This is a genomic window from Streptomyces sp. NBC_00433 (genome assembly GCA_036015235.1).
In the GTDB taxonomy this organism is placed as follows: domain Bacteria; phylum Actinomycetota; class Actinomycetes; order Streptomycetales; family Streptomycetaceae; genus Actinacidiphila.
The window spans coordinates 5,922,488-5,947,932 of record CP107926.1 but is presented as its reverse complement, the minus strand read 5'-3'; the positions used below and the strand labels follow the sequence as shown (position 1 = coordinate 5,947,932).

The following is a 25,445-nucleotide window of genomic DNA, read 5'->3' as shown; positions in this document are numbered from 1 at the left end:
CCGGCAGCAGCGGCTCGCCGCCCCGGGACCCCGCGCGCACCGGCCGGGAGCGCTAGTCCAGCACCACGACGTCGACCTCGCTGCCGGCCTCCAACGAGGTCACGGCCTCGGGGACGACGATCAGCGCGTTGGCTTGCGCGAGCGCGGCGACGAGGTGCGATCCGGCGCCGCCGACCGGGGTGACGGTGCCCGAGATCCGGTCGTAGCGTCCCCGCAGGAATTGGCGCCGGCCTTCCGGCGACCTGTCGATCGCCGTCACGCACGCGGCACGTACGACATCCCGGTGCACCGACGCGGCGCCCATCAGCGTCCGGATGGCGGGGCGGACGAAGATCTCGAACGAGACGTAGGCGCTGACCGGGTTGCCCGGCAGAGCCAGCAGCGGGATGCGGTCGGGGCCGATCCGGCCGAAGCCCTGCGGTTTGCCCGGTTGCATGGCCAGCTTGCGGAATTCGACGTGGCCGGGGGCGCTGCCCGAACCGTCGTCGGCGTGGTCCATTGTGCCGCCGAGCCAGGACAGCGCTTCTTTTACGACGTCGTACGCGCCGACGCTGACGCCGCCGGTGGTGACGATGATGTCGGCGCGGACCATCTGGTCCTCGATGGTGGCGCGCAGGGTTTCGACCTCGTCGACAACGGCGCCGACACGGTAGGCGATGGCTCCGGCGTCACGGGCGGCGGCGGTGAGGACGTAGCTGTTGGAGTCATGGATACGGCCGGGCCCCAGCTCCTCACCCGGCTGGACCAGCTCACTGCCGGTCGACAGCACGACGACCCGAGGGCGCGGCCTGACGGTGACGGTGCCGCGGCCGATGGCGGCCAGCAGGCCGATCTGCGGGGGGCCGAGGACGGTGCCCGCGGCGAGCGCCAGCTCGCCTGCCGCGACGTCGCTGCCGCGGGCCCGTACGAACTGGCCCTTCTCGGCACCCCGGTGCACCCGCACCTCGCCGCCGGCACCGGCCGGGTCGATGCTGTGCGCGGCCATGGTGGTGGCCGGTCCGCCACCGGTACCGCCGTCCGTCCACTCGACGGGGACGACCGCTTCGGCGCCGGGCGGCAGCGGGGCGCCCGTCATGATCCTTGCGGCCTGGCCGGGACCCACCTCGGGCAGCGCGTCGCTGCCCGCCGCCACATCGCCGATCACTTCCAGGACAGCGGGGTGCTCGAGCGTCGCGGCCGCCGTGTCGGCGACACGTACCGCGTAGCCGTCCATGGAGCTGTTCTCGAACGGGGGCAGCGCCATCGGCACGGTGACGTCCTCGACCAGCACACAGCCCTGGGCCTCGAGCAGTTGCAGCTCGATCGCCTCTAGCGGGGCCAGCTGGGCGAGGATGCTGTCCAGGTGTTCGGTGACGGACCACACTCGGTCGGCGCCATGGCTCACTCTTGCATCTCCTCGGTGACGTACGAACGCAGCCAGGTCCGGAATTCCGGCCCCAGATCGTCACGTTCGCACGCCAGTCGGACAATCGCACGGAGGTAGTCGCCCCGGTCGCCGGTGTCGTAGCGGCGGCCGGTGAAGACGACGCCATGCACAGGCCCGCCGGTGTCGTCGCGGTGGGAAAGGTCGCGCAGGGCGTCGGTCAGCTGGATCTCGTCGTTGCGGCCGGGGACGACCTTCCTGATGGCGTCGAAGACGGCGGGATCCAGGACGTATCGGCCGATGATCGCGTAATTGGACGGCGACTGCTCGGGCTCGGGCTTCTCCACCAGGTCGGTGACACGTACGACGTCGCTGTCGGCAGTGGGCACTATGGCGGCCGCACCGTAGAGGTGGATCTGCTCGGGTGCCACTTCCATGAGCGCGATCACGCTGCCGCCGTACTGCTCCTGCACGTCGATCATGCGGGCGAGCAGCCGGTCCCGCGGGTCGATCAGGTCGTCGCCGAGCAGTACGGCGAACGGCTGGTCCCCCACATGCGGCTCCGCACACAGCACCGCGTGGCCCAGGCCCTTGGGGTCGCCTTGGCGTACGTAGTGCATGGTGGCCAGGTCGCTCGACTCCCGCACCCTCGCCAGACGCGACTTGTCACCCTTGCGGGTGAGCGTCTCCTCCAGCTCGTAGTTGCGGTCGAAGTGGTCCTCCAGGGGACGCTTGTTGCGACCGGTGATCATGAGCACATCGGACAATTGCGCCGAGACGGCTTCCTCGACCACGTACTGGATCGCCGGTTTGTCCACCACAGGGAGCATTTCCTTGGGTGTCGCCTTTGTCGCCGGCAGGAAGCGGGTGCCGAGACCGGCTGCTGGGATGACAGCCTTGCTGATCCGGGTACGTGTGCGCGTCATGCGCTACACCATAGCGTTCAAGTATGCGTGGAAGGTGACGTACCAGCTCTTCACGGCTGGTATACAGCGGTCGTGGATGGTATGAGCGGGATTCGGGCGCAAAAAGCGAAGCTGCGGGCACAAATCCTGCGCGCCAGAGGCGAGTTGACCGCCGACGAGCGTGAGGCCGCGGCTATGGCGCTGATGGAGAGAGTACGCGACCTGCCTGGAACCACGGACGAGGGAGCTGTCGCCGCCTATGTCTCGATGGGCTCGGAGCCCGGCACCGGCCCGCTCGTCGAAGCGATGCGGAACGCCGGGACCCGCGTGCTGCTGCCCGTCCTGCTGCCCGACAACGACCTGGACTGGGCCGAATACCGCGGCCCCGACGCGCTGGTACGCACCGCGCGCGGGCTGTTCGAGCCGACCGGCCCCCGGCTGGGGCCTGACGCTGTCGCACACGCCCGCCTGATACTGCTGCCGGGCCTCGCGGTGGACCCGCGCGGCGTACGCCTGGGCCGTGGCGGCGGCTCGTACGACCGCGCCCTCGACCGCGTCCTGCGGGCCGCTACGCACCCGGCGCTCGTCGTACTTCTCTACGCGCACGAGGTGGTCGCGTCGGTCCCGGACGAACCGCACGACCACCTCGTGGACGCCGCGCTCACCCCGCGGGGGGTACACCGCTTTCGCGGTTGACGTTTTCCGGCACAAGTGAGCGGCGGCCCTGTCGGGCTGCGTTTCCGCACGCCATGTGCGCCGGGTTACGGAGTCAGCGCCATCTTCGCCTTGGCCGCGCCGTCCACCTGCTCATCGGAGAAGTACCAGGGCAGCAGCTCGTTGTTGGCCCATTTGTCGGTCTGGTCGGTGTAATGGGCGTTGTACGCGTGGCCTGACGCACCGGTGAGGTTGATCCAGCGGGACTTGTCGAAGTCCTGGAGGTTGACGATCATCCGCATGGAGGGCACCCAGACGACGTCGTAACCGCCCGCCGCGTTCCAGCCGGTCGCGTCCACCGCCGCCTCACCGCCGCTGAGCTGCCAGGGGCCGCGGTTGAGCAGCCACTTGATCACGCCGGGGCCGTCCGTACCGAGCGTCTGGTTCTTCAGGTCGAGCTTGTGCAGCCGGCCCCAGCTCCAGGTGTTTATGTCCTTGCCCAGATCGGCGGTGAGTTCGTAGCGGGCGTCCTTCATGGCCTGCTCGAGCAACTGGTCACGGTTGCTGCGGTGGGCCTTGTTCGTGTCGACGCCGAAGAAGGCGGTGGTGGACATCGTCCACCAGGCGTTGGTCGAGTCGGGGAGGATGTTGCGCATCACCTCGAACCATCGGTCGCCGCCGTCCGGCTGCGCCTCGGCGGGGTCGCGCTCACCGCACTCCTGCACGGTGACGACACCCTTGCCGTCGAGGTTGTCGACCGGCCCGGTCTGGCCGACAGGCGGGACCCGCAGGCACTGCCCCTCGGGGCGCAGTTCCTTCGGCAGCTTGTTGCCGAAGGCGAGCTTGAGCACGTTGCGCCACACCGCGTTGAAATACGCCGCGGCGGCGGAGTCGGCGTCCTGGTTGTAGTCCCAGCCCTCGAGCAGTTTCTGTGCGTTGCGCACATAGCTGTTCTTGTCGTCGGTGATGTCGACTTTCAGGAGGTAGGGAACCAGCAGCTTGGCGATCTCGCTGCTGTCGTCGCCCTGCATCGACTGCATGTCATCCATGGAGACCTTGCCGCCGTCCTTGATCTTGGAAGCGATGAGGTCGTTGATGCGCTGACTGCGGGTGCCGTATCCCCAGTCCTGGGTGAGCAGGAAGGGGTACCTGCTCTGGTCGATGACCGCCTGGTTGGCCGTCACTATGTACCCGCGGGGCGGGTTGTACTCGTACGGCATGGACTTGAACGGGATGTTCTGGCCCCAGTCGTATTGCGAGTCCCAGCCGGGCACGGGGTACGTGCCGTCGTCGCCGGCTGAGCGGATCGGCACCTGTCCTGGCGCCTGGTAGCCGATGTTGCCCTTGGTGTCGGCGTAGATCAGGTTCTGCGACGGCACCGCGAAGTCGGCGGCGGCGGTCCGGAAGTGGGCGAAGTCGGTGGCCCTGTCGAGCTCGAAGACGGCGTCCATCGTCTTCGAAGGGGTGAGTGCCGTCCACTTGAGGGCGACCGCGTATCCGGCGTTGACACCGCCTGGGGCGTCGGTGACCGGCGCGGTCTGTCCCACGGTGCGGATCTCGTCACTGCGGTCGGAGATCAGCGGACCGTTGTCGGTCTCCCGCACGGTGATCACGCGGTCCTTGCCGCCTGCGACCTTGATGACCTCTTTGCGGGTCTTGAACGGCTCCTGCTTGCCGTCGCGGAGGTAGGTGCTCGCAGTCACCTTCTCCAGGTACAGGTCCGTGACGTCGGCGCCCAGGTTGGTCATTCCCCAGGCGATGTCCTGGTTGTGGCCGATGATCACACCGGGCATGCCCGAGAAGGTGTAGCCAGTCACGTCGTACGGGCAGGCGCTGCTCACTGTCCGGCAGTGCAGACCCATCTGGTACCAGAGCGAAGGCAATTGCGGCGCCAGGTGCGGGTCGTTCGCCAGCAGCGGCTTGCCCGTGGTGGTGTAGTCACCGGACACGACCCACGAGTTGGAGCCGATGCCGCTGCCGCTCGGGCCGAGCATCGCCGGCATCTGGTCGATGATCTGCGAGATGCCCGAGAGTTGGCTGTCGACGGCACTGCTCAGCCCTTGCGGGCCGGACGAATCCGGCGGCGCGTAGTTACCGGTGATCGGGTCGACCGAGCCCGCATCGACGATCGGCTGATTCCGGTCGTAGGGATAGGCGGGGTAGAGCTGCTTGATCTGCGCCTGGCTGAGTCGGCTCGTCATCAGGGCGCGGTCGATTTCGTCCTGCATATTGCCGCGCAGATCCCACGCCATCGCCTTGAGCCAGGCCACCGAGTCGACGGGGGTCCACAGCTCCGGCCTGTAGTTGTTGCTGAGCTTCAGAGCGGCGTACTCGACGGAGAGGGCGGCGCCGCTGTGGTCCTTGAGGTACTCGTTGACGCCGTCGCTGTATGCCCGCAGATACTGCTTGGTGGTGGCGTCGAGCTTGGTGTTGTACTCCTCCTGCGCGATGCCGTGCCAGTTGAGGGTGCGCAGGAAGGCGTCCGTCTCGACCTGGCCCTTGCCGAACATCTCCGACAGTCGGCCGGAGGTGAGGTGGCGGCGTACGTCCATCTCGTAGAAGCGGTCCTGCGCCTGAACGTAGCCCTGCGCGCGGTAGAGGTCCTGCGGGGTGTCCGCGTAGACCTGCGGGACGCCGTACGCGTCGCGCTTGACATCGACCGGCGCGGACAGCCCGGCGAGCTTGAGCGAGCCGGACGTCTGCGGGAATGAGGCGCGCACCGTACTGACGCTCCAGTACGAGCCGAAGCCGACGCCCGCCACGAGCAGCAGCACGATCGTGATCACGATGTAGCGGACGCGGCGGGACTTCTTCCGTGCGGGCATCGCTGTCCTTCGAGGGGCAGGGCGGACCAATGATCAAGGTGCTCGTTGTGCAAGGGCAACCATAGGCGCATGCCCTGCGAGCCCCGGACTCGGAGTCGGACCAGCCATAAGGTGGACCATGCAACGTCAAGAGAGGGTAAAATATTAGACTAGGCAACAAAGTTGAAAGGACCAGGCCCCTGACTGTCCACCACCTGAATGAGATCCTGCTGGTCGGCGCGGCAGTGCTGCTGGTTGCCGTCGTGGCCGTCCGCCTGGCCTCCCGGAGCGGGCTGCCGACGCTGCTCATCTACCTCGGCATCGGGGTCGCCATCGGCCAGGACGGCCTGTTCGGCTTCACCTTTGACAATGTCGAGCTGACCCAAGTGCTCGGCTATGCCGCACTTGTGGTGATTCTGGCAGAGGGTGGGCTCGGTACTAAATGGCATGAGATCAAACCCGTCATGCCCATCGCCGCCGTCCTGTCGACGGTCGGCGTCATGGTGAGCGTGTTCATCACCGCAGGCGCGGCACATTACGCGGTGGGGCTCGACTGGCGGCAGTCGCTGATCATCGGCGCGGTGGTGTCGTCCACCGATGCCGCCGCAGTGTTCTCAGTGCTGCGCAACGTACCGCTACGCAAGCGCGTGACCGGCGTCCTGGAGGCCGAGTCCGGATTCAACGACGCACCGGTGGTGATCATGGTCGTCGCCTTCTCGTCGACCGGGCCGATCGACTCGTGGTACTACCTGCTCGGCGAAATCCTCCTTGAGCTGCTGATCGGCGCCGCGATCGGCATCGCCGTGGGCTGGGTCGGCGCCTACGGCCTCAAGCACGTCGCCCTGCCGGCCTCCGGCCTCTACCCGATCGCCGTGATGGCCATCGCGGTCGCGGCTTATGCGGCCGGCGCCATGGCGCACGGCTCGGGCTTCCTCGCCGTCTACGTGGCCTCACTCATCCTCGGCAATGCGAAGCTGCCGCACCGTCCGGCGACGCGCGGCTTCGCGGAGGGGCTGGGCTGGATCGCCCAGATCGGCCTGTTCGTACTCCTCGGCCTGCTGGTGACACCGCACGAACTGGGTGACGACGTCGTGCCCGCCCTGATCATCGGCTTGTTCCTGACCGTCCTCGCGCGACCCGCGGAGGTCGTGATCAGTCTGCTGCCGTTCCGCATTCCCTGGCGCGAGCAGGCGCTGATGTCGTGGGCGGGGCTGCGCGGCGCGGTACCGATCGTGCTGGCCACCATTCCGATGGTGGCCGGCGTGGGCGAAAGTCGCAGGATCTTCAATATTGTCTTCGTTCTGGTGATTTTCTACACGCTCGTGCAGGGCCCGACACTCCCGTGGCTGGCCCGGCGCCTGCACCTCGCGGCGAACAGCGGCCCGGCGGACCTGGGTATCGAGTCGGCGCCCCTTGAGCGGCTACGAGGCCATCTGCTCTCCGTCGCCATTCCCGAGGGTTCGCGCATGCACGGCGTCGAGGTCAACGAGCTGCGACTCCCGACCGGCTCCGCCGTCACCCTCGTCGTCCGAGACGGCGCCAGCTTCGTGCCCCTGCCGTCGACCAGCCTGCGGCGGGGCGACGAACTGCTGGTCGTCGCCACCGACCCGGTGCGGGACGCCGCAGAGGACCGTCTGCGGGCCGTGGGACGCGGCGGCAAACTGGCAAGCTGGCTCGGACACCGCGACGCGCAGCACCAGGCCTGACGGCCTCGGGAACGGAGCAGCCGCACCGCCACGTACCATGGTCCGGTATTTGTCGAGTGCAACCCCTGTCTGATGCAGAGCCGGCGCGGATCACCGCGCTGAGCGGACGGCTCTCGGCGCGATCTCACGGCGTTTCGCCGCGCCCGCGCTACCAGGCAGCAGAAAGACCAGGCTGTGGCATCCACGGTGCCCACCTCGCCCGCCCCGTCACCTTCCTCGAAGCAGGCCTCTGCCCGGACGCCGGGTTACCGGCAGCTGCTGCGGACGCCGGGGGTGTGGGCGTTCGTCCTTCCTGGCTTCGCTGCGCGACAGCCCTTCGCCATGCTCACGATCAGCTTGGTGCTGTTCGTGGAGCACACCACCGGCTCCTACGGGACCGCGGGTGCCGTCGCAGCAGCCACAGGCGTGGCCATGGCGGTGTGCGCACCACGCGGCGGACGACTCGCCGACCGGTTCGGCCAGCGTGCCGTGCTGGTTCCCGGCATCGCGCTGCACGCCGTCTCTGTGGGCGCCCTCGTGGCACTGGGGCTGATGCACGCGCCCGCCTGGGCACTGTTCACAGCGGCGGTACCGACCGGGGCGACCGTGCCCCAGGTCGGGCCGATGGTGCGCTCCCGGTGGGCGGTGGCGCTGGACGGTGCCTCGGCCCGGCCGTCGCCGCTCATGCAGACGGCGGCCGCCTTCGAATCGGTCACCGATGAGTTCACCTTCGTCATCGGACCGGTTCTCGCGACAGCACTCTGCACGGGGGTGCACCCGGCGGCTGGGCTCATTGCCGAGGCGACGCTGACACTCGCGGGGGGAAGTCTTTTCGCGGCGCAACGGAAGACCGCCCCCGTCCCGCAATGTGCGGCGCCGGGCGGTGCTCCCCGCCGCGGCTCGGCGCTGTCCGTGCCGGGAGTACGCCCGCTGGTGATCGCTTTCCTCGGCATAGGTGCCGTCTTCGGCGGTATGCAGGTGTCGATCACCGCCTTCACCCAGGAAGCCGGGCACCCGGGCCTCAGCGGAGTGGTCTACGGCACCTTCGCGGCCGGCAACATGCTGGCGGGCGTGGCCTATGGCGCCATCGCATGGCGGCGCAGCCCCCGGCGGCGTCTGCTGCTCGCATACGCGGCCCTGACGCTCGCCTGCGTCCCGCTGTGGGCAGTGCAGTCCCTGCCCGTGCTCGGCGTACTCGGCCTGGTGGTGGGGCTGTGCATAGCGCCGGCCCTGATCACCGGCTACACGCTGGTTGACGCGCTCGTACCGGCCACGGCGAGGACTGAAGCCTTCACCTGGCTGACGGGAGCCGTCGCGCTCGGCCAGGCGGCCGCGGTCACGGTCGCGGGTCTGCTGGCCGACCACGCCGGTTCGCACGCCGGCTTCACCGTGCCTCTGACCGGCACGGTTATCGCGCTGGTGATGCTCGCGGGCCTGCGCGGGGACCTGGTGCCGGCCCCTCGGAGCGTGGTAGCGGGAGGTGTGATCGGTCACCGTCGGGTGGTCACGGTGGACTGACGCACGGAAATGCTGCACTATTGAGCGTCGTTAGCACTCATTGAGTGAGAGTGCCAGGAGGAGCTAGTGCCGACGTATCAATACCAGTGCACCGAGTGCGGCGAGGGCCTTGAGGCGGTGCAGAAGTTCAGCGATGACGCGCTGACCGTTTGCCCCAACTGCAGCGGAAGGCTGCGCAAGGTGTTCTCCGCCGTGGGCGTGGTCTTCAAGGGCTCCGGCTTCTACCGGACCGACAGCCGTGGCTCCTCGTCCAGCAGCGCGCCTGCCGCCAAGAGCGGTAGCGCGGGCGGCGAAAGCAAGCCGAGCGGAAGCTCCTCGTCGACTTCGCCGTCGTCGGGGTCCTCTTCGAGTTCGTCCGACTCCTCGTCCACTTCGAGCAGCTCGTCGGCCGCCTGAGGCGCTCGACAACGAGCCGCTGCGGCCGCGTGACCTTACGAACCTCCGTCGTATGGGTGACGGGGGTTCGTCGCGTTGCCCGCCCGGCTTAGGCTGATCGGCATGGTGCAGAGCAGCAACGCGAAACAGGAGCGGCCCGAGATCGGCGTGATCGGCGGGTCCGGCTTCTACTCATTCCTTGACGATGTGACCGAAGTCACAATCGATACTCCGTACGGGCCGCCCAGCGACTCACTCTTCGTCGGAGCGGTGGCCGGCAGGCGAGTGGCGTTCCTACCCAGGCACGGACGTGACCATCATCTGCCGCCGCACAAGATCAATTACCGGGCCAACCTGTGGGCGCTGCGCTCTGTCGGAGTACGCCAGATCCTCGGCCCGTGCGCCGTCGGCGGGCTGCGCGCGCAATACGGCCCCGGGACCCTGCTCGTGCCCGACCAGCTCGTGGACCGTACGAAGTCGCGAGCGCAGACGTACTTCGACGGGGAGGCCAGGGCTGACGGCCAGGTGCCGAACGTCGTGCACGTGACATTCGCCGACCCTTACTGCCCGGTGGGCCGGAAGGCCGCGGTGAGTACCGCCCGGGCAAGCGGGTGGGAGGCTGTGGACGGTGGAACGCTCGTCGTAGTGGAGGGGCCTCGCTTCTCCACTCGCGCGGAATCACTCTGGCATGCCGCCCAGGGCTGGTCGGTGGTCGGTATGACCGGGCACCCGGAGGCCGTGCTCGCGCGGGAGATCGGCCTCTGCTACACCTCGCTGACCCTGGTGACCGATCTGGACGCGGGTGCGGACACCGGCGAGGGCGTCGCGCATGAGGAGGTACTCGAGGTCTTCGCGGCGAATGTCGGGCGAATGCGGGACGTGCTCTTCGAGGTGATCGGAGCGCTGCCTGGCAACGATGATCGCAAGTGCCTGTGCGTCGAGGGCCTGGGCGGACAGGACCCGGGCATCACGCTGCCGTAATCGGCCACGGCCGGTGTCGCAAACGCCTGGGTGGGCGGGGATCCTGCCCGAGGTTATCCACAGGGGTGGAGTTATCCACAGGCACCGGCCGCGCCGTCTCCGATGTGCGCGATGGTGGAGACGTCGACCGAATGTCCGGTCGAATCCCTCGCATCCCGGCGGTGATTCTCCATGCGCACATCCACGTCCGCACCAGCCCCGGCCCCGGCTTCTGGACGCTTCGACATCTCGCTGTTCTCGCAACCGGCACCCCCTCCAACTGGCCCGGCACGGTCCGCTGACCTGGCCGCCCCTGAGCCGTACGCCCCGCCGGGCTGCACGGTTCCGGTCTTTCCGCCGATCAGGGCTGGGGGGCGCGGCGGCCGGCGTCTGGTGCCCCGGGCGTTGCGGGTCAGGCGCAAACCGCTCGCACTCGGGCTGGGGGTGGTGGCTGCCGCTTTGGCGGTGTCGGCTGTCCACGGATCTCCACCGCGCGCGCCGGTGGCCGTACACAGTCCGGCGCGAGTCCTCGCGGCGGACCGTGGAATCCATGACGTGGCAGACGAGATCGTCAGGGCACCCGTGCGGATCACGGACGCGGGCGCGGTGCGGCTGCTGCGGCCGGGTGACCGGGTGGATGTGCTGGCGGCATCGCGAGTAGTGGCCTCAGCGGTACCTGTGGTCGCCGTCCCGGAGCAGCCGAGCGGCGAGACCGCGCCCACGACACCCGAGGGAAGCGACCTGCCGACTGCCACCGCGGACGCGGGCACCATGGGCGGGGCGTTGGTTGTCCTCGCCGTTCCACGACGTATCGCCGCAGCACTCTCCGGCGCTGCCGTGTCGTCCCCACTGGCGGTGGCACTGTGCTGAATCACCGAGCCGGTGACGGAGGAGCTGGAGATCACGCTGCTCCGCGACATCTGCGTCGCACTGGTATCACCCTGGTCCTGTGGCGCGGGCTGACCGCGGGCGCAGAGTGGCTTCAGAGGTGGTGCGGCGGCTTCTGGCTGAGGAAGCGCGTGAAGTCGTCGTCCGCAGACCCGGACGGCGCGTCGCCCCAGCCCCGATCGGTGTCGTCCGCGGACGGCCGGTCGAACGGGTCGTCGAAGACCAACGCCGCGGGCGCGGCCGCCGTGCGTGGCGACGCGGCGACGCCGGACGGCGCCTGGGGCACATCGGTCGAGGAGTCCGCCGTGGACACGGCGTCGGACCCGGTACCGCCGCCCGCCCCGGAGCCCGGGGCCCCGTCCGCGGCTGAGGTGTACTCGGAGTCTGCGGCGGTGCTCATGGCTCAAGACTACGACGCCGCGCCACGCGGCCGGTCGAAGTCGGCACCCAAGCGGGTGGGGGGAGATACTCCAAGTGTCCGTTTGAAGCAGCCCGACGGATATACCTGGCCCCATGCACGCACCAGAACCGCGACCGCAGGCCGAGCTTCCTCCCGCCCCGGCGGAGGAGGCGGATGTCGACCGAAGCGACCTCGCGTACCGCCGCTGGTTGAGCGAGGCAGTGGGAAAGGTCCAGGCGGACGCGAACCGGTCCGCCGATACCCATTTGCTGTCAGTGCCGCTGCCGGCGGGCTGGGGCATCGACCTCTACCTGAAGGACGAGTCGACCCATCCGACCGGGTCGCTGAAGCATCGCCTGGCCCGTTCGCTGTTCCTGTACGCCCTGTGCAACGGCTGGATCCGCCCCGGACGTCCGGTGATCGAGGCGTCCAGTGGGTCGACGGCAGTGTCGGAGGCCTATTTCGCGCGACTGATCGGTGTCCCCTTTGTGGCCGTGATGGCCCACGGGACCGTACAGGCGAAGGTGGACCTGATCGAATTCCATGGCGGCCGCTGCCACCTGGTGGACGACCCGGGCCAGGTGTACGGGGCGGCGACCCGGCTGGCCGCGGAGACCGGCGGCCACTACATGGACCAGTTCACCTACGCGGAGAGGGCGACGGACTGGCGCGGCAACAACAACATCGCCGAGTCGATCTTCCGGCAGCTGGCGGCGGAACGCCACCCCGTACCGGCATGGATCGTGGCGACCGCGGGGACCGGAGGGACGTCGGCGACTCTCGCCCGGTATGTGCGCTATGCGCAGGCGACCACCGGCATCTGCGTGGCGGATCCGGAGAATTCGGCGTTCTTCCCGGGCTGGCGGGACGGCGACCCGTCGGCGACCACCGATACCGGCTCCCGGATCGAGGGGATCGGCCGGCAGCGGGTGGAACCGAGCTTCGTGCCGGGCGCCATCGACCGCATGATGCGGGTCCCGGACGCGGCGTCGATCGCGGGCGTACGGGTCCTTGAGCGACTGCTCGGCCGCCGGGCGGGGGCGTCCACCGGCACGGGGCTGTGGGCGGCGTTCCGCATCATCGCGGAGATGCGCGCCCGGGGCGAGTCCGGCAGTGTGGTCGGGCTGCTGTGCGACCCCGGCGAGCGCTACCTGGAGAAGTACTACGCCGACGACTGGCTCGCGGCGCAGGGCATCGATACCGCGCCGTACATGCGGCGCATCGAGCGCTTTCTGATCACCGGGTCACTCGACCGGTGAGCCCGCAGAGCACCGGCTGAGCGATCCGGCGCAGGAGCTGCCCCGCATCTGCTGTGGGCTCCCGTGGGCCGCCGGGTACGAGGCTGATGTGTGTCGGCGTCGTGGAGGTTGGCGTGTCCCCGCTGACGGTCCAGCTCACGTGCTCATACGATCACTTGTGCGAACGTCGCGGCTGCCGTGCGTTCGTGACGGGGATTCACGGGGACACACGGGGAAAGCAGGACACGGCGATGACCGATGCCCGCACGCATGACCACACCGATGGCAGCGGCGCGCCGCCGCCCGCTCAGGCCGTTCTGCTCTCGTGGGGTCCAACAGTGCTCTTCGGCATGCTCCTGCCGTGGATCACCTATCACCAGCTCATCGGACGCGGCGTGCACGGGGCGCCGTCGCTCATTTTGGTGTCGGCGTGGCCCGCGTTGGAGATCGGGCTGTATTTCGCGCTGCATCAGCGGGTGGACGAGTTCAGCATGCTGATCCTGGTGGCGCTGCTGCTGGCGACGGCAAACGCAGCGGCGGGCGGCGGCAGTCGCTGGATGGGCGTCGGCATGGGCACGGCGTTCACCGGGCTGGCTGGGGTGGCTTTTGCCGTGAGTCCGGTTTTCGGGCGGCCGCTGACCTTCTGGCTGGTGCGGCGGTTCGCGACCGACGGTTCGGCGGCGGGGGCTGCGCGGTGGAACGGGTTGTGGCTGCGGGACGCGGCCTTTCGGGCTGTGCAGTACCGGCTGGCGGCGGCGTGGGGGGCCGGCTGCCTGCTTGAGGCGGGTCTGACGGCGATGCTTCCGCCACAGTTGCCCGGTGGCGGGGTGGGAGCGGCTTCGCTGGCCGGGTCGGTAGGGGTGACAGCGGCTCTGGTGGGGTATTCGGCGCGGGCCGGAAGAGCGTGGGTCACAGCTGGTCAGACGCCGGCCGCGCCCAGCAGTGCGCCCACGGCGTAGGTGACGGCCATGGCGATCGCGCCGCCGGCCATGTTGCGGATGACCGCGGGGCCGACAGGCGCGTTGCCGAGGCGGGCGCTGATCCAGCCGCAGCAGGTCAAGGCGGCCAGGACCGAGACGACCGTGACGGCGAGTCGCAAGTCGTTCGGCGGCAGGACGATGGCCAGCAGTGGCAGCAGTGCGCCGACGGTGAAGGAGATGAAGCTGGCCCAGGCGGCGTGCCAGGGGTTGGCGAGCTGGTCGGGATCAATGCCGAGTTCGACGCGGGCGTGGGCGTCGAGGGCGTCGCGGGCTGTCAGTTGTTCGGCGACCTCGCGGGCGAGGTCGTGGCTGATACCTCGGTCCTCGAGCAGTCCGGTCAGCTCGTCGAGTTCGGCCTGGGGGGTCGCCTCCAGCTCTTCGCGCTCCAGGGCGAGGGCTGCCTGCTCGGAATCCCGCTGGGTGCTCACCGACACGTACTCCCCCGCGGCCATCGACAGCGACCCCGCCATCAGTCCGGCCAGGCCGGCTGTCAGGAGCGCCGACCGCGAACCCGTGGCGCCCGCGACTCCCACGACCAGGCCGGCGGTGGAGACGATGCCGTCGTTGGCGCCCAGGACGGCGGCACGTAGCCAGTTCAGCCGGGTGTTCAGCCCGTCGTGATGCGGCTCGTCCGGATGTGTCCCCGCGCGGCCCGGCTCCTCGGTGCCGGCGCTGTCGTCAGTCATGTCACGAAGGGTCTCACCCCACCGCCCGGCCGGATCGACCGGCGCACGCGCAGGGCGGACAGGCCGAACCCCGGCGCGGGGGGGATGCACCGGGGCTCGGGTCTGTGGGGCCGGTCCTGGGGACCGGCGGTTGTGGAATTGTCAGGCGGCTTCGTAGTCCAGGCCTGTCGCGCGGGCCATCCGCTTGAGGTCGGCGAGGGCGTGCTTCTCGATCTGGCGGATGCGCTCACGGGTGAGGCCGTGTTCCTTGCCCACCTCGGTCAGCGTCCGCTCGCGGCCGTCCACGATGCCGTAGCGGGCGCGGATGATGGAGGCGGTGCGGTCGTCCAGTCGGTCGATCAGGCCGTCCAACTCCTCGCGGCGCAGCATGACCAGCACCGAATCCTCCGGGGACGGCGCGGCACCGTCCTCGACCAGGTCACCGAACTCGGTCTCACCCTCGGCGTCCACCGACATATTCAGCGACACAGGATCACGTGCCCAGTCCAGGACGTCCGAAACGCGCTCCGGGGTGGAGTCGAGCTCGGTCGCGATCTCGGCCGGCTCGGCGTCGCGGCCGTGCTCGCGGTTGAACTCGCGCTGTACACGTCGGATCCGGCCCAGCTCCTCGACCAGGTGCACGGGCAGCCTGATGGTGCGGGACTGGTCGGCGATGGACCTGGTGATGGCCTGCCGGATCCACCAGGTCGCGTAGGTGGAGAACTTGAAGCCCTTGGCGTAGTCGAACTTCTCGACGGCGCGGACCAGGCCGGCGTTCCCCTCCTGGATCAGGTCGAGCAGCGGCAGGCCGCTGCGCGGGTAGCGCCGGGCCACCGCGACGACGAGCCGCAGGTTGGAACGGATGAAGATGTCCTTGGCGCGCTCGCCCGTGGCCACCAGGGCCTCAAGCTCTTCACGCTTGATGTCGCCGCCCGCTCCCGCGGACAGCTGGGGGTCGGAGGCGAGGATACGCTCGGCGTAGACGCCTGCTTCGATGTCTCGGGAAAGCTCGACCTCGCGGGCGGCGTCGAGCAGCGGCGTACGCGCGATCTCGTCCAGGTACATGCCGACGAGGTCGCGGTCGGCTACTTCCCCGCCTGCGGCGCGAACGCTGCTGGTCCCGCCTGCGTGACGACGGGCGACGGCACGGGTTGCCATGCGTGCTCCCTTTACGAAGGTGCGGTCAGTCTCGGTCGGACCGGGTACGGTCGCAGCCGACGCCGTGGAGTTGCCGACGCAGCCTGTTCAATGGCTGCCGTAGCTCTGCGGCTCTGCTGTGCGCTTTCCCCATCCGCTCGGGATAACGACTGGAATCCGGACACAATTCCCATGTCGTCACCTATTTTTTATGATCATGCAGTACCCTGTCCGGCCACATTGAAAGGTCATGTCATGTCGGAACGTACGGACGTCCAGGTCAGAGCGGGTAGGGAGGAGGATCTGGCGGCGCTGACCGACATCTACAACCACTACATCCGTGAGACGGCGATCACTTTCGACATCAGCCCCATCACCCCCGACGAGCGCCGCCCCTGGTTGCTCTCCCACCCGGAAGACGGCCCGCACCGGCTCTTGGTTGCCCACCCGGTGGGTGACGGACGGATTCTCGGCTATGCGACCAGCAGCCCGTTCCGCCCGAAGGCCGCGTACGCGACGTCCGTGGAGGCCAGCATCTACCTCTCCCCCGAGGCCGGCGGGCGCGGTATCGGAACACTGCTTTACGCGGCCCTGTTCGAGGCTCTGGCCGACGAGGACGTACACCGTGCGTATGCGGGCGTGACGCTGCCCAATGAGGCGTCGATACGCATCCACCAGCGTTTCGGCTTCAAGCAGATCGGGGTGTACGAGGAGGTCGGGCGGAAGTTCGGCGCGTACCACGACGTGGCGTGGCTGGAGAAGCGGCTGAGCTGAGGGCGACGGCATCGTACGGGCGGAAGCCGTGGCCATGGAGATGGGTATTTGAATGTTCAAGCATGTGCGCTACCGTCGTCCCGTACGCTTGATAATTCAAGGAGGGCGCCATGACCGCAGCCGCCACGGAGCGCATGCCCGCGCTCTACCTTTCGCACGGCGCTCCGCCGCTCGCGGACGACCCGGTGTGGCCGGGGCAGCTGGCCGCCTGGGCCGCCGACCTGCCGCGCCCCAAGGCCGTACTGATCATCTCGGCACACTGGGAGGACGCCCCGCTGGCTATCGGCGCCACCACGGCCGTACCCCTCGTCTACGACTTCTGGGGCTTCCCCGAGCGCTACTACCAGGTGGCGTATCCGGCGCCGGGTGCGCCCGAGCTGGCCGAGGATGTGCGCAAACTGCTTCGCCGGGCCGGCAGCCCGGTGCAGGACGTGCCGGATCGAGGCCTGGACCACGGTGCGTATGTGCCGCTGGTGGAGATGTTCCCCGCCGCGGACGTCCCTGTGCTGCAGGTGTCGATGCCGACGCTGGACCCGGCCGGGCTGCTGGACATCGGCCGCCGCCTGGCGCCGTTGCGTGACGAGGGCGTACTGATCATCGGCAGCGGCTTCTTCACCCACAATCTCGCCGCCCTTCGACACGCCGGCCCGCAACCGCCGACATGGTCGGCGGAATTCGACGACTGGGGCCGGCGGGCGCTGGACGCGCAGGATGTCGACGCCCTGCTGGACTTCGAGCACACCTCGCCGGGCGGGCAGCTGGCGCACCCGCGAACCGAGCACTTCGCCCCGCTGTTCGTTACGCTCGGCGCCGCCGAGTCCGATCTCGGCAGCCAGCGCAGCATCATCGACGGATTCTGGATGGGGCTCGCGAAGCGCTCCGTCCAGCTCGGCTGAACAGGAAGACACCTCACCTCATGCCCATGCAGAAACGACGCATCGCGATCGGCGTGGCCGTCCTGGCCGGCGCCGTGACCCTGGCCGCGTGCGGCTCCGACAGCAAGAAGGACCCGGCCGCCACCGCGAGCGCCGCCGACGACAAGCCGGCCGCGTCGTCCGTGAACTGGCCCGCGCCCCCCGACGCCAGCGCGCAGGTCAAGGCGGCCGGGCTGCCGATGCTCGGGCAGGAGGGCCAGGTGCTGCACATCCACAGCCACCTGGACGTGTTCGTGGACGGCAAGGCGGTGACTGTGCCGGCCGAGATCGGTATCGACGTCCCCAAGCAGCAGATCAGCCCGCTGCACACGCATGACACGTCGGGCGTCGTGCACATCGAGTCGCCGGTACAGGCGGAATTCACCCTCGGGCAGTTCATGACCGAGTGGAGCGTGCCGATCGGCAGCGACGTCCTCGGAACGTTCAAGACCGGTGGCGGCAAGGAACTGCACGTCTACGTCAACGGCAAGGAGCAGACCGGCGACCCCGCCTCGATCAAGCTGGGCGCCCACGAGGAGATCGCCGTCGTCTACGGCGCCCCCGCCGACAAGGTGCAGGTCCCGTCGGCTTACTCGTGGCCGGAGGGCCTGTAGGAGCCGGCAGGGCCCCGCGGAAGCATCCTGTAGGACGAGCGTTCCGCGACGTCACCGCCGCGCGGCATTCGCATCTTCGTACCGTCGCCGGTACGACAAAACGGCAGGTCCCCACTCTTCCGAGTGAACGGAAGCGGTGGGGACCTGCCGTTGCGACGACTACCGGGCGGTCGTGGCGACCGCCTGGTCGTACGACCTGATGGTCAGTGTGCGATGACCGGGATCGCGATGTCGTCGGCCGACTTGTCACCGTCGACGCGCTGCGGGTGGCTGCCCTGCACACCTGCGTTGACCAGGAAGAAGGCGATCACAGAGGACAGGGCGAGGATCGCCGTCGCCCAGTAGATGGCGACGGAGTAGCCGTGCACCATCGACTCGTTGACGAACAGCTTCTGCTTGAGGTCGGTCTTCGACGTGACGTGTGCGGACACCCAGGTCGCGGTCGCGCTGGTGGCCAGGGTGTTCAGCAGCGCGGTGCCGATGGAGCCGCCGACCTGCTGCGAGGTGTTGACCATTGCGGAGGCGACACCGGCGTCCTCGGGCCGCACGCCCTGTGTGGCCAGGCTCATGGCCGGCATGAAAGCCGTACCCATGCCGAGGCCCATCAGGATCAGGCCGGGCAGCAGCACCGTCGCGTAGGACGAGTCGACCTTGATCTGCGCCAGGATGGCCATGCCGACGGCGGCGACCAGGAAGCCGGGAGCCATCAGCAGGCGCGGGCGGACCCGCAGCATCAGCCGGGTGCCGATCTGGGTGGAGCCGACGATCATGCCGGTGATCATCGGCAGGAAGGCGAAGCCCGACTTGATGGCCGAGTAGCCCATCACCAGCTGCAGGTAGTAGGTCAGGAACAGGAACAGGCCGAACATGCCGATGATGGCCAGGCCCAGCGACAGGTAGACGCCGCCACGGTTGCGGTCGGTCACGACGCGCAGCGGCAGCAGCGGGGCCGGTACACGGCTCTCGACGAACACGAACGCGACCAGCAGCACCACGGAGGCCACGAAGAGGCCGAGGGTGATGCCGGCGGTCCAGCCGTCGCTGTCGGCGCGGGTGAAGCCGTATACGAGGGCGACCAGGCCGGCGCTGACCAGGATCACGCCGGGAATGTCCAGGCGGTTGTGGTTGCGGCCCTGGGCGGGCTCGCGGATGACCGTGATGGCGCCGATGGCGGCGACGATCGCGAAGAGGATGTTCACGAAGAGCGCCCAGCGCCAGTTCAGGGCCTGGGTGAGCACGCCGCCGAGGATCAGGCCGACGGCGGCGCCGGCGCCGGCGATGGCGCCGTAGATGCCGAACGCCTTGGCGCGCTCCTTGGCGTCGGTGAAGGTCACCGCGAGCAGCGACAGTGCGGCGGGGGCGAGCAGGGCCCCGAAGACGCCCTGAAGGGCGCGGGCGCCCAGCAGCATGGCCGTATTCACTGCGGCGCCGCCTATTGCGGAGGCGGCGGCGAAGCCGAGCAGGCCGACGATGAAGGTGTTCTTACGTCCCCATAGGTCGGACACCCGGCCGCCGAAGAGCAGCAGGCCGCCGAAGGCCAGGGTGTACGCGGTGATGACCCACTGCTTGTTGCCGTCGGAGATCCCGAGGTCGGCCTGGGCGGACGGCAGCGCGATGTTCACGACGGTCGCGTCGAGCACGACCATCAGCTGGGCTATCGCGATGAATATCAGCGCTGTCCAGCGCTTCGGATCCGGCTGATGTGTTTCAGGCATTGCTGATCTCACTAAATGGATGTGGAGTGACAGGGCGTGGGGACATGTGTCAGCCAAGGGTCCGGCGCCGTACTGCGGCGGTGGATCGGGGTCAGGGATCCCTGGCGGCCTTCGGGTGTCGGGTCCGGCTCTGCTCAGGCATGACGAGCGGCTGACTCGGGCTGCGCAGGTCCACGGACGGCGAACCTGGCTACGCTATAACCCGATTGACAGGTATTGCGAAGGGTTTATTACTGGCGGGCTTGCAGTTCCTCCAGAGTCGCGGCAGCGCCGGCGAGCACCGAGCAGGCGGGCGCGCGCAGGCCGTCGAGGAACAGTTGCAGGTGGCGACGGACGAAACGGTCGAAGCCCGCGCAGCACGTGCCTGGTAGCGGCCGGGTGAGCTGCGTCACGGCGACCATCAGGTCACCGACGGCGATGTCGGTGCGCAACTGGCCCGCGATCTGGGCGCGTTCCATGATGGTGCTGATCGATCGTTGCATCTGTTCGACCTGGCTGGCGACCGCGGGGTCCTGGCGGTCGAAAACGTCGGAGAGCAGGGGGCACAGGGCGCCGATCCGCTCGTCCGCCGCTTCGAAGACGAAACGGCTGAGCGCGGCGAACGCGTCCGGCTCCTGTGCCAGCGCGTCCTCGGCTCGTTTCACTGTACGGGCCATCACTGACAACGTGACCTGGCGGATCAGCTCCGCACGGTCGGTGAAGTGACGGTAGAGCGTGGCATTGCCGACGCCGGCTCTGCGTGCCACCTCGTCGAGCGGGACGTCGGGGCCGAGTTCGACGAGGGCCTCGCGAGCGGCGGCGACGATGCGTTCCCGGTTCCGGGTGGCGTCCGCGCGCAGGCGTACGGCTCGCGGCGGCACGGCTGTGTCCATGGCGGGCGGCACGGGCGGACTCCCTCCGGTGGGTACGGGTGGCATGGGACGGTCGTGACGAGGAAACGGATAATCGATCCCCGTTTCCGATCACCACACTAAACAGGGTCCTGTTCCCCGGATATTTCGGGGTGATCGCGTGACCTGCGTCTCACTTCCGCGACCGCCCGCCTCCCGCTTGCAGGCCACATCGCGACACGGCGACACAAGGAGGGCTTTTATTGAAGCTTCAAGAAGTACCCGTAGCATGAACGCCATGACATGGCTGACCGAAGAGGAGCAGGCGACCTGGCGGGCGTTTCTGCACGCCACGACACTGCTCGATGATCATCTCGACCGTCAGCTGCAGCGTGACGCCGGCATGCCGCACATGTACTACGCGCTGCTGAGCACGCTGTCCGAGGCGCCCGGCCGGAAGATGCGGATGACCGAACTCGCCGAGCAGGCCAAGATCACCCGCTCCCGGCTGTCGCACGCCGTCGCGCGTCTTGAGGGCAACGGCTGGCTGCGCCGCGAGAACTGCCCCACTGACCGGCGCGGCCAGGTGTGCGTCCTGACCGACGCGGGTCATACGGAGCTGGTACGTATCGCGCCCGGACATGTCGCCGCCGTCCGTGCCGCGATCTTCGACCGGCTCACCGCCGAGCAGAGCCGGCAGCTCGGCGACATCTCGCGGATCCTTGCCGAGGGCCTGCACCAGCCGGACGGCGCGGACGTGCCCTGGCTGCGCTGAACGCCACCGCGACCCGGTCAAGGCGGCGCCGCGCATGTCACCTGCGGGGGTGAGTGCGCGATGTGCCGGCTCTCATCGCGTCGCCGACCCGCCGCGTCCGGACCGCGCCAGCCACCGGCCCTCGTGCCGACTCACCTCGATCGGCCGGCCGAAGCAGCGCGTCATCCACGCCCCGGTGAGCACCTGTTCGGCGGGGCCCGACGTCAGCACCCGGCCCTCCTTGAGCAGCAGCACATGGCCGATCGCCGGTGACAGCTCCTCCAGGTGGTGCGTGACCGTGATGGTGGCCAGCCCCGCCCTGGTCGTGGCGAGCCGGTGCATGGCATCGACGAGGTCCTCGCGCGAGGGCAGGTCGAGGGCGTTGAAGGGCTCGTCGAGCAGCAGCAGCGACGGGTCGGCCATCAGCGCCCGCGCGACCAGGATGCGGGCGCGCTGACCGCCCGAGCAGACGCGGTAGGCGCGTTCCGCGAGGTCCTTGATCTCCAGTTCCGCCAGCAGCGCGGTCGCGCGGTCGCGTACGTCGCCGTCGTACTCGCGCCACAGCGGCTGCACGGTGCCGGTGTGGCCGGTCAGGACGACGGTGTGCGCGACCGCGTCGAGCGGCACCTTCTGCGCGGAGGAGACCAGGCCGATATGGGCGCGCAGCTCGCGCATGTCGACCCGGCCGAGACGGTGGCCGAGGACGTCGACCGTGCCGGTGGTCGGGTGCATGAGGGCGCCGATCAACCGCAGGACCGTGGTCTTTCCCGCGCCGTTCGCGCCGAGCAGCGCCCAGTGCTCGCCCGCGCCCACGGTCCAGTCGATGTCGTCGAGGATGACCTGGCCCGTGGTGTAGCGACGCACGCTGACGCCGTCCATTACGGCGACCGCTGTGGGCGTCGCGCCTGTCGCGTTGGCTGTCATGGACGGACGATAGCTGTATGCGCCAGCTTTATGGCGGCGGTCTCCGCCATGTGGATACGGCGGCGGCGCGGTGGGTCACATGGCGGCCGGTGAGGAGTTCTCCTCCGGCGCGGACTCGGCAATACGCGGCGGTCCCGGCCGGAACAGCAGGAAGGTGACCACGAAGCCGAAGGCGAAGAACCCCGCCGACCACCAATAGGCGACGGCGTAGCTGTGCAGCTGCGACTGGGCGACCGCGCTCGGCGTCGGGCGGCGGCCGACGAGGTAGTTGGTGGCGGCACTGGTCGCGAGGGTGTTGAGCAGTGAGGTGCCGACGGAGCCGCCGACCTGCTGACTGGTGTTCACCATGGCAGAGGCGACACCGGCGTCGTCCGGCTTGTTGCCGGCGGTGGCGAGGTTCATGGCCGTGGCGAAGATCAGGCCGAGGCCGAGGCCCAGCAGGAGCAGCGGGGGCATGACGTGCGCCACGTAGGTGCTGTTGCCGTCCAGTGCGGTCAGCCACGCCATGGCGCCGCCGGCCAGCAGCATGCCGGTGGGCACGATCGGTTTGGCGCCGAATCTCGGCACCAGCACATTGGTCGTCGTCACGGAGGCGATCACCAGCAGCGCCACCATGGGCAGGAAGGCGAGGCCCGTTTTCACCGGTGAATAGCCGAGCGTGCGCTGCAGGTAATACGTCAGGAAGAGGAACACGCCGAACATTCCGGCGCCGGACAGGAACATCGCGATGAAGGACGCCCCGCGGTCGCGGTCGCCGACCACCCGCAGTGGTAGCAGCGGGTGGCGGGCACGCTGCTGCCACCACACGAAGGCCGCCAGCAGGATCGTGCCGGTCAGCAGGAAGCCCCAGGTGCTGGGGGCGCTCCACGCGTGCCGTTCGGCGTTGGAGAAGCCGTAGACGATGCAGAACAGGCCACCGGAGACCAGCAGCGTGCCGGGGATGTCGAGATGCGCCTGCTCGGGTCTGGTGCCTGAGCGCAGCAGCCGCATACCGCCGACGAAGGCGATGACGGCGAAGATCAGGTTGACGTACAGGCACCAGCGCCACTCCAGGTACTCGGTGAGGAGGCCGCCGAGCAGCAGCCCGACCGCCGCGCCGGCGCCGGCGATGGCGCCGTAGATGCCGAAGGCCTTCGCGCGTTCCTTGGAGTCGGTGAAGGTCGTGGTCAGCAGTGACAGGGCGGCGGGGGCCAGGATCGCGCCGAAGGCGCCCTGCAGGGCGCGCGCCATCACCAGGATCTCGAAGCTCGGCGCCGCCCCGCCGATCGCCGACGCCGCGGCGAAGCCGACCAGGCCGATCAGGAAGATCCGTTTGCGGCCGATGAGGTCGGCGAGCCGGCCGCCGAACAGCAGCAGCGAACCGAAGGCCAGCGCGTACGCGGTGACGACCCACTGGCGGTCGCCGTCGCTGAAGCCGAGTTCACGCTGGGCCGAGGGCAGTGCGATGGTCACGATCGTGGCATCCAGTACGACCATCAGCTGAGCGAGGCCGATCACACACAGCACCCACCAGCGGCGGGCGGGAGGTTCGGAGACGCCGTCCTGTCCGGACGACGGCGAGCCGGCCGCGCGGACGCGGCCGGCTTCGTCTGGTGGCTCGGAGGAGCTTCGGGCCATGGTGTGGATCTCCTTTGCGCATGCGCGCGTCCTCCCGGAATTCCACGCTAGGCCCAGCTCAGCGCCCCCGCCACGCGGACGCCGCGGCCCCCGTGGAGGGGGCGGCGGAGCAGGCAGGGCGGGGCGGGAATCCACCGCGACCGCCATCGGACGACCGTCCCTGGTGGCGATGACGGCCACGGAGTGTGGTGCTGCACCTGCACAACGATCACTACCGCGGGGTCGAAACCACTAACGCACCCTCACCCGTTCGGCGTGACCCGATGAGCGGGCCGCGGTCAGCAGGTGTAGTCCGCGGCCACCCGGGAGGGTGAGTGCCGCCGACACCCGGACGCAGCAGTTGCGCGCGCGGGTGCGGCCGCGGGGCCGTTGGCTGGCGGGAAGGCAGTGGCCGCGCCCCGGCCGCGGTAAGGGAGCAGGCATATGGCGACGAGCGCGGACGGCCTGGCAGGAGGTGCCCCCGAACCGGGCGACGGGCCGCTCGGCGCCGACGAACGCGCCGAGCTGCTCGCACTGCGCAAGCGTCTCCCCGCACGGCGGCGGTGGCGGGCCGTCCTGTCCGCGGTGCTGATCACACTGGCCGCGGTGCTCGCCCCGCTCAGTGCCGTCGCCGTGTGGATCGCCGACGAGATGGCAGACACCGACCGGTATGTGGCGACGGTCGCCCCGCTGGCCCGGGATCCCGACGTCAGGGATGCGGTGACCGACCGGGTGACCGACGCCGCCATGGCGAAGTTCGACCTCGACTCACTGCTGTCCAGCGTGACGCCGAGCGACCGGCCTGAGCTGGAGAAGGCTCTCGGCGCCCTGCACGGGCCGATCACCACGGGGATCAGGGACTTCGTGCGGCAGACGGTGGCGAGTTTCGTGGCGAGCGACGCCTTCGCCACGCTGTGGGAGCAGCTGAACCGGCAGGCGCACGCGGCCTTCACCGGTGCGCTGACCGGGGACAGCGACTCGGCGGTGAAGGTGAGCGGCGACGCCGTCGTACTGAACCTCGCACCCGTCGTCGCCCAGGTGAAGCAGCGGCTGCTGAACAGCGGGCTGGGTGCGGCGTCGCTCATTCCCGAGGTGCGGACCGACTTCACACTGGTGAAGTCCAAGGACGTGCAGCGTGTGCGTACCGGTTTCCGCGCCCTGCAGATCGCCGGCAACTGGCTGCCGGTCGTCACCGTCGTCCTGGCGGCCGGCGGTGTGCTGCTCGCCGCGCGCAGGCGGCGCGCCCTGGCGGCGGCGGCGCTGGGAATCGCCGCGGGTTTGGCAGTGCTCTGGATCGGACTGGCGATCTTCCGGGTCATCTATCTGGATCATCTGCCCGCGGGCACGAACCAGGCAGCGGCGGGCGCGATCTATGACCAGGTCGTACGTTTTCTCCGGGTGACGATGCGGATGGTGATCGTACTGGGGGTCCTGGTCGCGGCCGGGGCGTGGCTGAGCGGCTCCGGGAGGTGGGCGGTGCGGGTCACGACGGCGTGGCAGACGGGGATCGCCGCGGTGCGGCAGTCCGTCGGGATCAGGACGACCGGGCCGGTGGGGCCGTGGGTGCACCGCTACCGCCTTGCGCTGCGATGGGTGGTCGTCGGCGGTGCGGGCCTCGCGCTGCTGCTGTGGCCCTACCCGACCGGCCTGGTCGTCATCTGGATCGCGGTGGTGGCGCTCGCCGTGCTGGCGGTCATCGAATTCCTCGACGACCGGCGTCAACCGGTCGCCGGGAGGGTGACTTCCGCGTAG

At 69.2% G+C, this 25,445-nt stretch carries 23 protein-coding genes; 13 read left to right on the top strand and 10 right to left on the bottom strand.

Going from position 1 to position 25,445, the window contains the following annotated elements; translation table 11 throughout:
- Positions 1-52 precede the first annotated feature (52 nt).
- Positions 53-1,384 carry a molybdopterin molybdotransferase MoeA gene (locus OG900_25455; GenBank protein WUH93132.1) on the bottom strand — a complete coding sequence of 444 codons (1,332 nt, stop codon included), beginning with the start codon at positions 1,382-1,384 and terminating at the stop codon, positions 53-55.
- Positions 1,381-2,289, bottom strand: coding sequence for a UTP--glucose-1-phosphate uridylyltransferase GalU (galU, locus tag OG900_25450; protein ID WUH93131.1), 909 nt, complete (start codon positions 2,287-2,289; stop codon positions 1,381-1,383). Before galU ends, OG900_25455 begins: the two co-directional genes overlap by 4 nt.
- An 81-nt stretch (positions 2,290-2,370) precedes the next feature.
- Between galU and OG900_25445 the strand changes: the two genes are divergently transcribed.
- Complete coding sequence (locus OG900_25445) at positions 2,371-2,964, top strand: 5-formyltetrahydrofolate cyclo-ligase (GenBank protein ID WUH93130.1); 594 nt, start codon at positions 2,371-2,373, stop codon at positions 2,962-2,964.
- 65 nt (positions 2,965-3,029) lie between these two features.
- Here the strand turns inward: OG900_25445 and OG900_25440 are convergent, their stop codons facing one another.
- Positions 3,030-5,747: a penicillin acylase family protein gene (locus tag OG900_25440; GenBank protein ID WUH93129.1), complete on the bottom strand. Its 2,718-nt coding sequence runs from the start codon at positions 5,745-5,747 to the stop codon at positions 3,030-3,032.
- A 143-nt stretch (positions 5,748-5,890) separates the two neighbouring features.
- On the opposite strand from OG900_25440, the gene OG900_25435 reads away from it, so the two are divergent.
- The 5 genes from OG900_25435 to OG900_25415 all read left to right on the top strand — a co-directional run bounded on the left by OG900_25435 (position 5,891) and on the right by OG900_25415 (position 11,134).
- On the top strand, positions 5,891-7,432 hold the full coding sequence (locus OG900_25435) for a potassium/proton antiporter (GenBank protein ID WUH95916.1): 1,542 nt from the start codon (positions 5,891-5,893) through the stop codon (positions 7,430-7,432).
- A 186-nt stretch (positions 7,433-7,618) separates the two neighbouring features.
- Complete coding sequence (locus OG900_25430) at positions 7,619-8,929, top strand: MFS transporter (protein WUH95915.1); 1,311 nt, start codon at positions 7,619-7,621, stop codon at positions 8,927-8,929.
- 66 nt (positions 8,930-8,995) lie between these two features.
- Positions 8,996-9,325, top strand: coding sequence for an FmdB family transcriptional regulator (locus tag OG900_25425; GenBank protein WUH93128.1), 330 nt, complete (start codon positions 8,996-8,998; stop codon positions 9,323-9,325).
- 102 nt (positions 9,326-9,427) lie between these two features.
- Positions 9,428-10,285: an S-methyl-5'-thioadenosine phosphorylase gene (locus OG900_25420; GenBank protein WUH93127.1), complete on the top strand. Its 858-nt coding sequence runs from the start codon at positions 9,428-9,430 to the stop codon at positions 10,283-10,285.
- 171 nt (positions 10,286-10,456) lie between these two features.
- The gene (locus OG900_25415) at positions 10,457-11,134 is read left to right on the top strand and encodes a hypothetical protein (protein WUH93126.1); all 678 of its coding nucleotides are present in this window, start codon (positions 10,457-10,459) and stop codon (positions 11,132-11,134) included.
- Between the two features lie 112 nt (positions 11,135-11,246).
- Here OG900_25415 and OG900_25410 read toward each other — a convergent pair whose 3' ends face one another.
- Positions 11,247-11,552, bottom strand: coding sequence for a hypothetical protein (locus OG900_25410; GenBank protein ID WUH96095.1), 306 nt, complete (start codon positions 11,550-11,552; stop codon positions 11,247-11,249).
- A 113-nt stretch (positions 11,553-11,665) separates the two neighbouring features.
- On the opposite strand from OG900_25410, the gene OG900_25405 reads away from it, so the two are divergent.
- On the top strand, positions 11,666-12,811 hold the full coding sequence (locus OG900_25405) for a PLP-dependent cysteine synthase family protein (GenBank protein ID WUH93125.1): 1,146 nt from the start codon (positions 11,666-11,668) through the stop codon (positions 12,809-12,811).
- A gap of 230 nt (positions 12,812-13,041) precedes the next feature.
- Positions 13,042-13,749, top strand: coding sequence for a hypothetical protein (locus OG900_25400; protein WUH93124.1), 708 nt, complete (start codon positions 13,042-13,044; stop codon positions 13,747-13,749).
- On the opposite strand, the gene OG900_25395 is transcribed toward OG900_25400, so the two are convergent.
- Together OG900_25395 and OG900_25390 are read right to left on the bottom strand one after the other, a co-directional pair.
- Complete coding sequence (locus tag OG900_25395) at positions 13,710-14,456, bottom strand: VIT family protein (protein ID WUH93123.1); 747 nt, start codon at positions 14,454-14,456, stop codon at positions 13,710-13,712. The genes OG900_25400 and OG900_25395 overlap by 40 nt on opposite strands.
- Positions 14,457-14,597: 141 nt before the next feature.
- Positions 14,598-15,593: a sigma-70 family RNA polymerase sigma factor gene (locus OG900_25390; protein WUH93122.1), complete on the bottom strand. Its 996-nt coding sequence runs from the start codon at positions 15,591-15,593 to the stop codon at positions 14,598-14,600.
- Between the two features lie 234 nt (positions 15,594-15,827).
- Between OG900_25390 and OG900_25385 the strand changes: the two genes are divergently transcribed.
- The 3 genes from OG900_25385 (at position 15,828) to OG900_25375 (ending at position 17,874) form a co-directional block, all read left to right on the top strand.
- Complete coding sequence (locus OG900_25385; protein WUH93121.1) at positions 15,828-16,346, top strand: GNAT family N-acetyltransferase; 519 nt, start codon at positions 15,828-15,830, stop codon at positions 16,344-16,346.
- A 110-nt stretch (positions 16,347-16,456) separates the two neighbouring features.
- Entirely contained in the window at positions 16,457-17,242 is a 786-nt protein-coding gene (locus tag OG900_25380) for a dioxygenase (protein ID WUH93120.1), read from the top strand.
- A 26-nt stretch (positions 17,243-17,268) separates the two neighbouring features.
- Entirely contained in the window at positions 17,269-17,874 is a 606-nt protein-coding gene (locus OG900_25375) for a hypothetical protein (protein ID WUH93119.1), read from the top strand.
- A gap of 203 nt (positions 17,875-18,077) precedes the next feature.
- Here OG900_25375 and OG900_25370 read toward each other — a convergent pair whose 3' ends face one another.
- Complete coding sequence (locus OG900_25370) at positions 18,078-19,589, bottom strand: MFS transporter (GenBank protein ID WUH93118.1); 1,512 nt, start codon at positions 19,587-19,589, stop codon at positions 18,078-18,080.
- Between the two features lie 230 nt (positions 19,590-19,819).
- On the bottom strand, positions 19,820-20,461 hold the full coding sequence (locus OG900_25365; GenBank protein ID WUH95914.1) for a TetR/AcrR family transcriptional regulator: 642 nt from the start codon (positions 20,459-20,461) through the stop codon (positions 19,820-19,822).
- A gap of 247 nt (positions 20,462-20,708) precedes the next feature.
- Between OG900_25365 and OG900_25360 the strand changes: the two genes are divergently transcribed.
- Positions 20,709-21,194: a MarR family transcriptional regulator gene (locus OG900_25360; protein ID WUH93117.1), complete on the top strand. Its 486-nt coding sequence runs from the start codon at positions 20,709-20,711 to the stop codon at positions 21,192-21,194.
- 72 nt (positions 21,195-21,266) lie between these two features.
- Here OG900_25360 and OG900_25355 read toward each other — a convergent pair whose 3' ends face one another.
- Both OG900_25355 and OG900_25350 read right to left on the bottom strand, forming a co-directional pair.
- A complete protein-coding gene (locus tag OG900_25355; GenBank protein WUH93116.1) occupies positions 21,267-22,097 on the bottom strand; it encodes an ATP-binding cassette domain-containing protein in 831 nt (276 codons plus the stop codon).
- A gap of 75 nt (positions 22,098-22,172) precedes the next feature.
- Positions 22,173-23,714 carry an MFS transporter gene (locus OG900_25350; protein WUH93115.1) on the bottom strand — a complete coding sequence of 514 codons (1,542 nt, stop codon included), beginning with the start codon at positions 23,712-23,714 and terminating at the stop codon, positions 22,173-22,175.
- 423 nt (positions 23,715-24,137) lie between these two features.
- Between OG900_25350 and OG900_25345 the strand changes: the two genes are divergently transcribed.
- Positions 24,138-25,445, top strand: a complete 1,308-nt coding sequence (locus OG900_25345) for a hypothetical protein (GenBank protein ID WUH93114.1) — start codon at positions 24,138-24,140, stop codon at positions 25,443-25,445.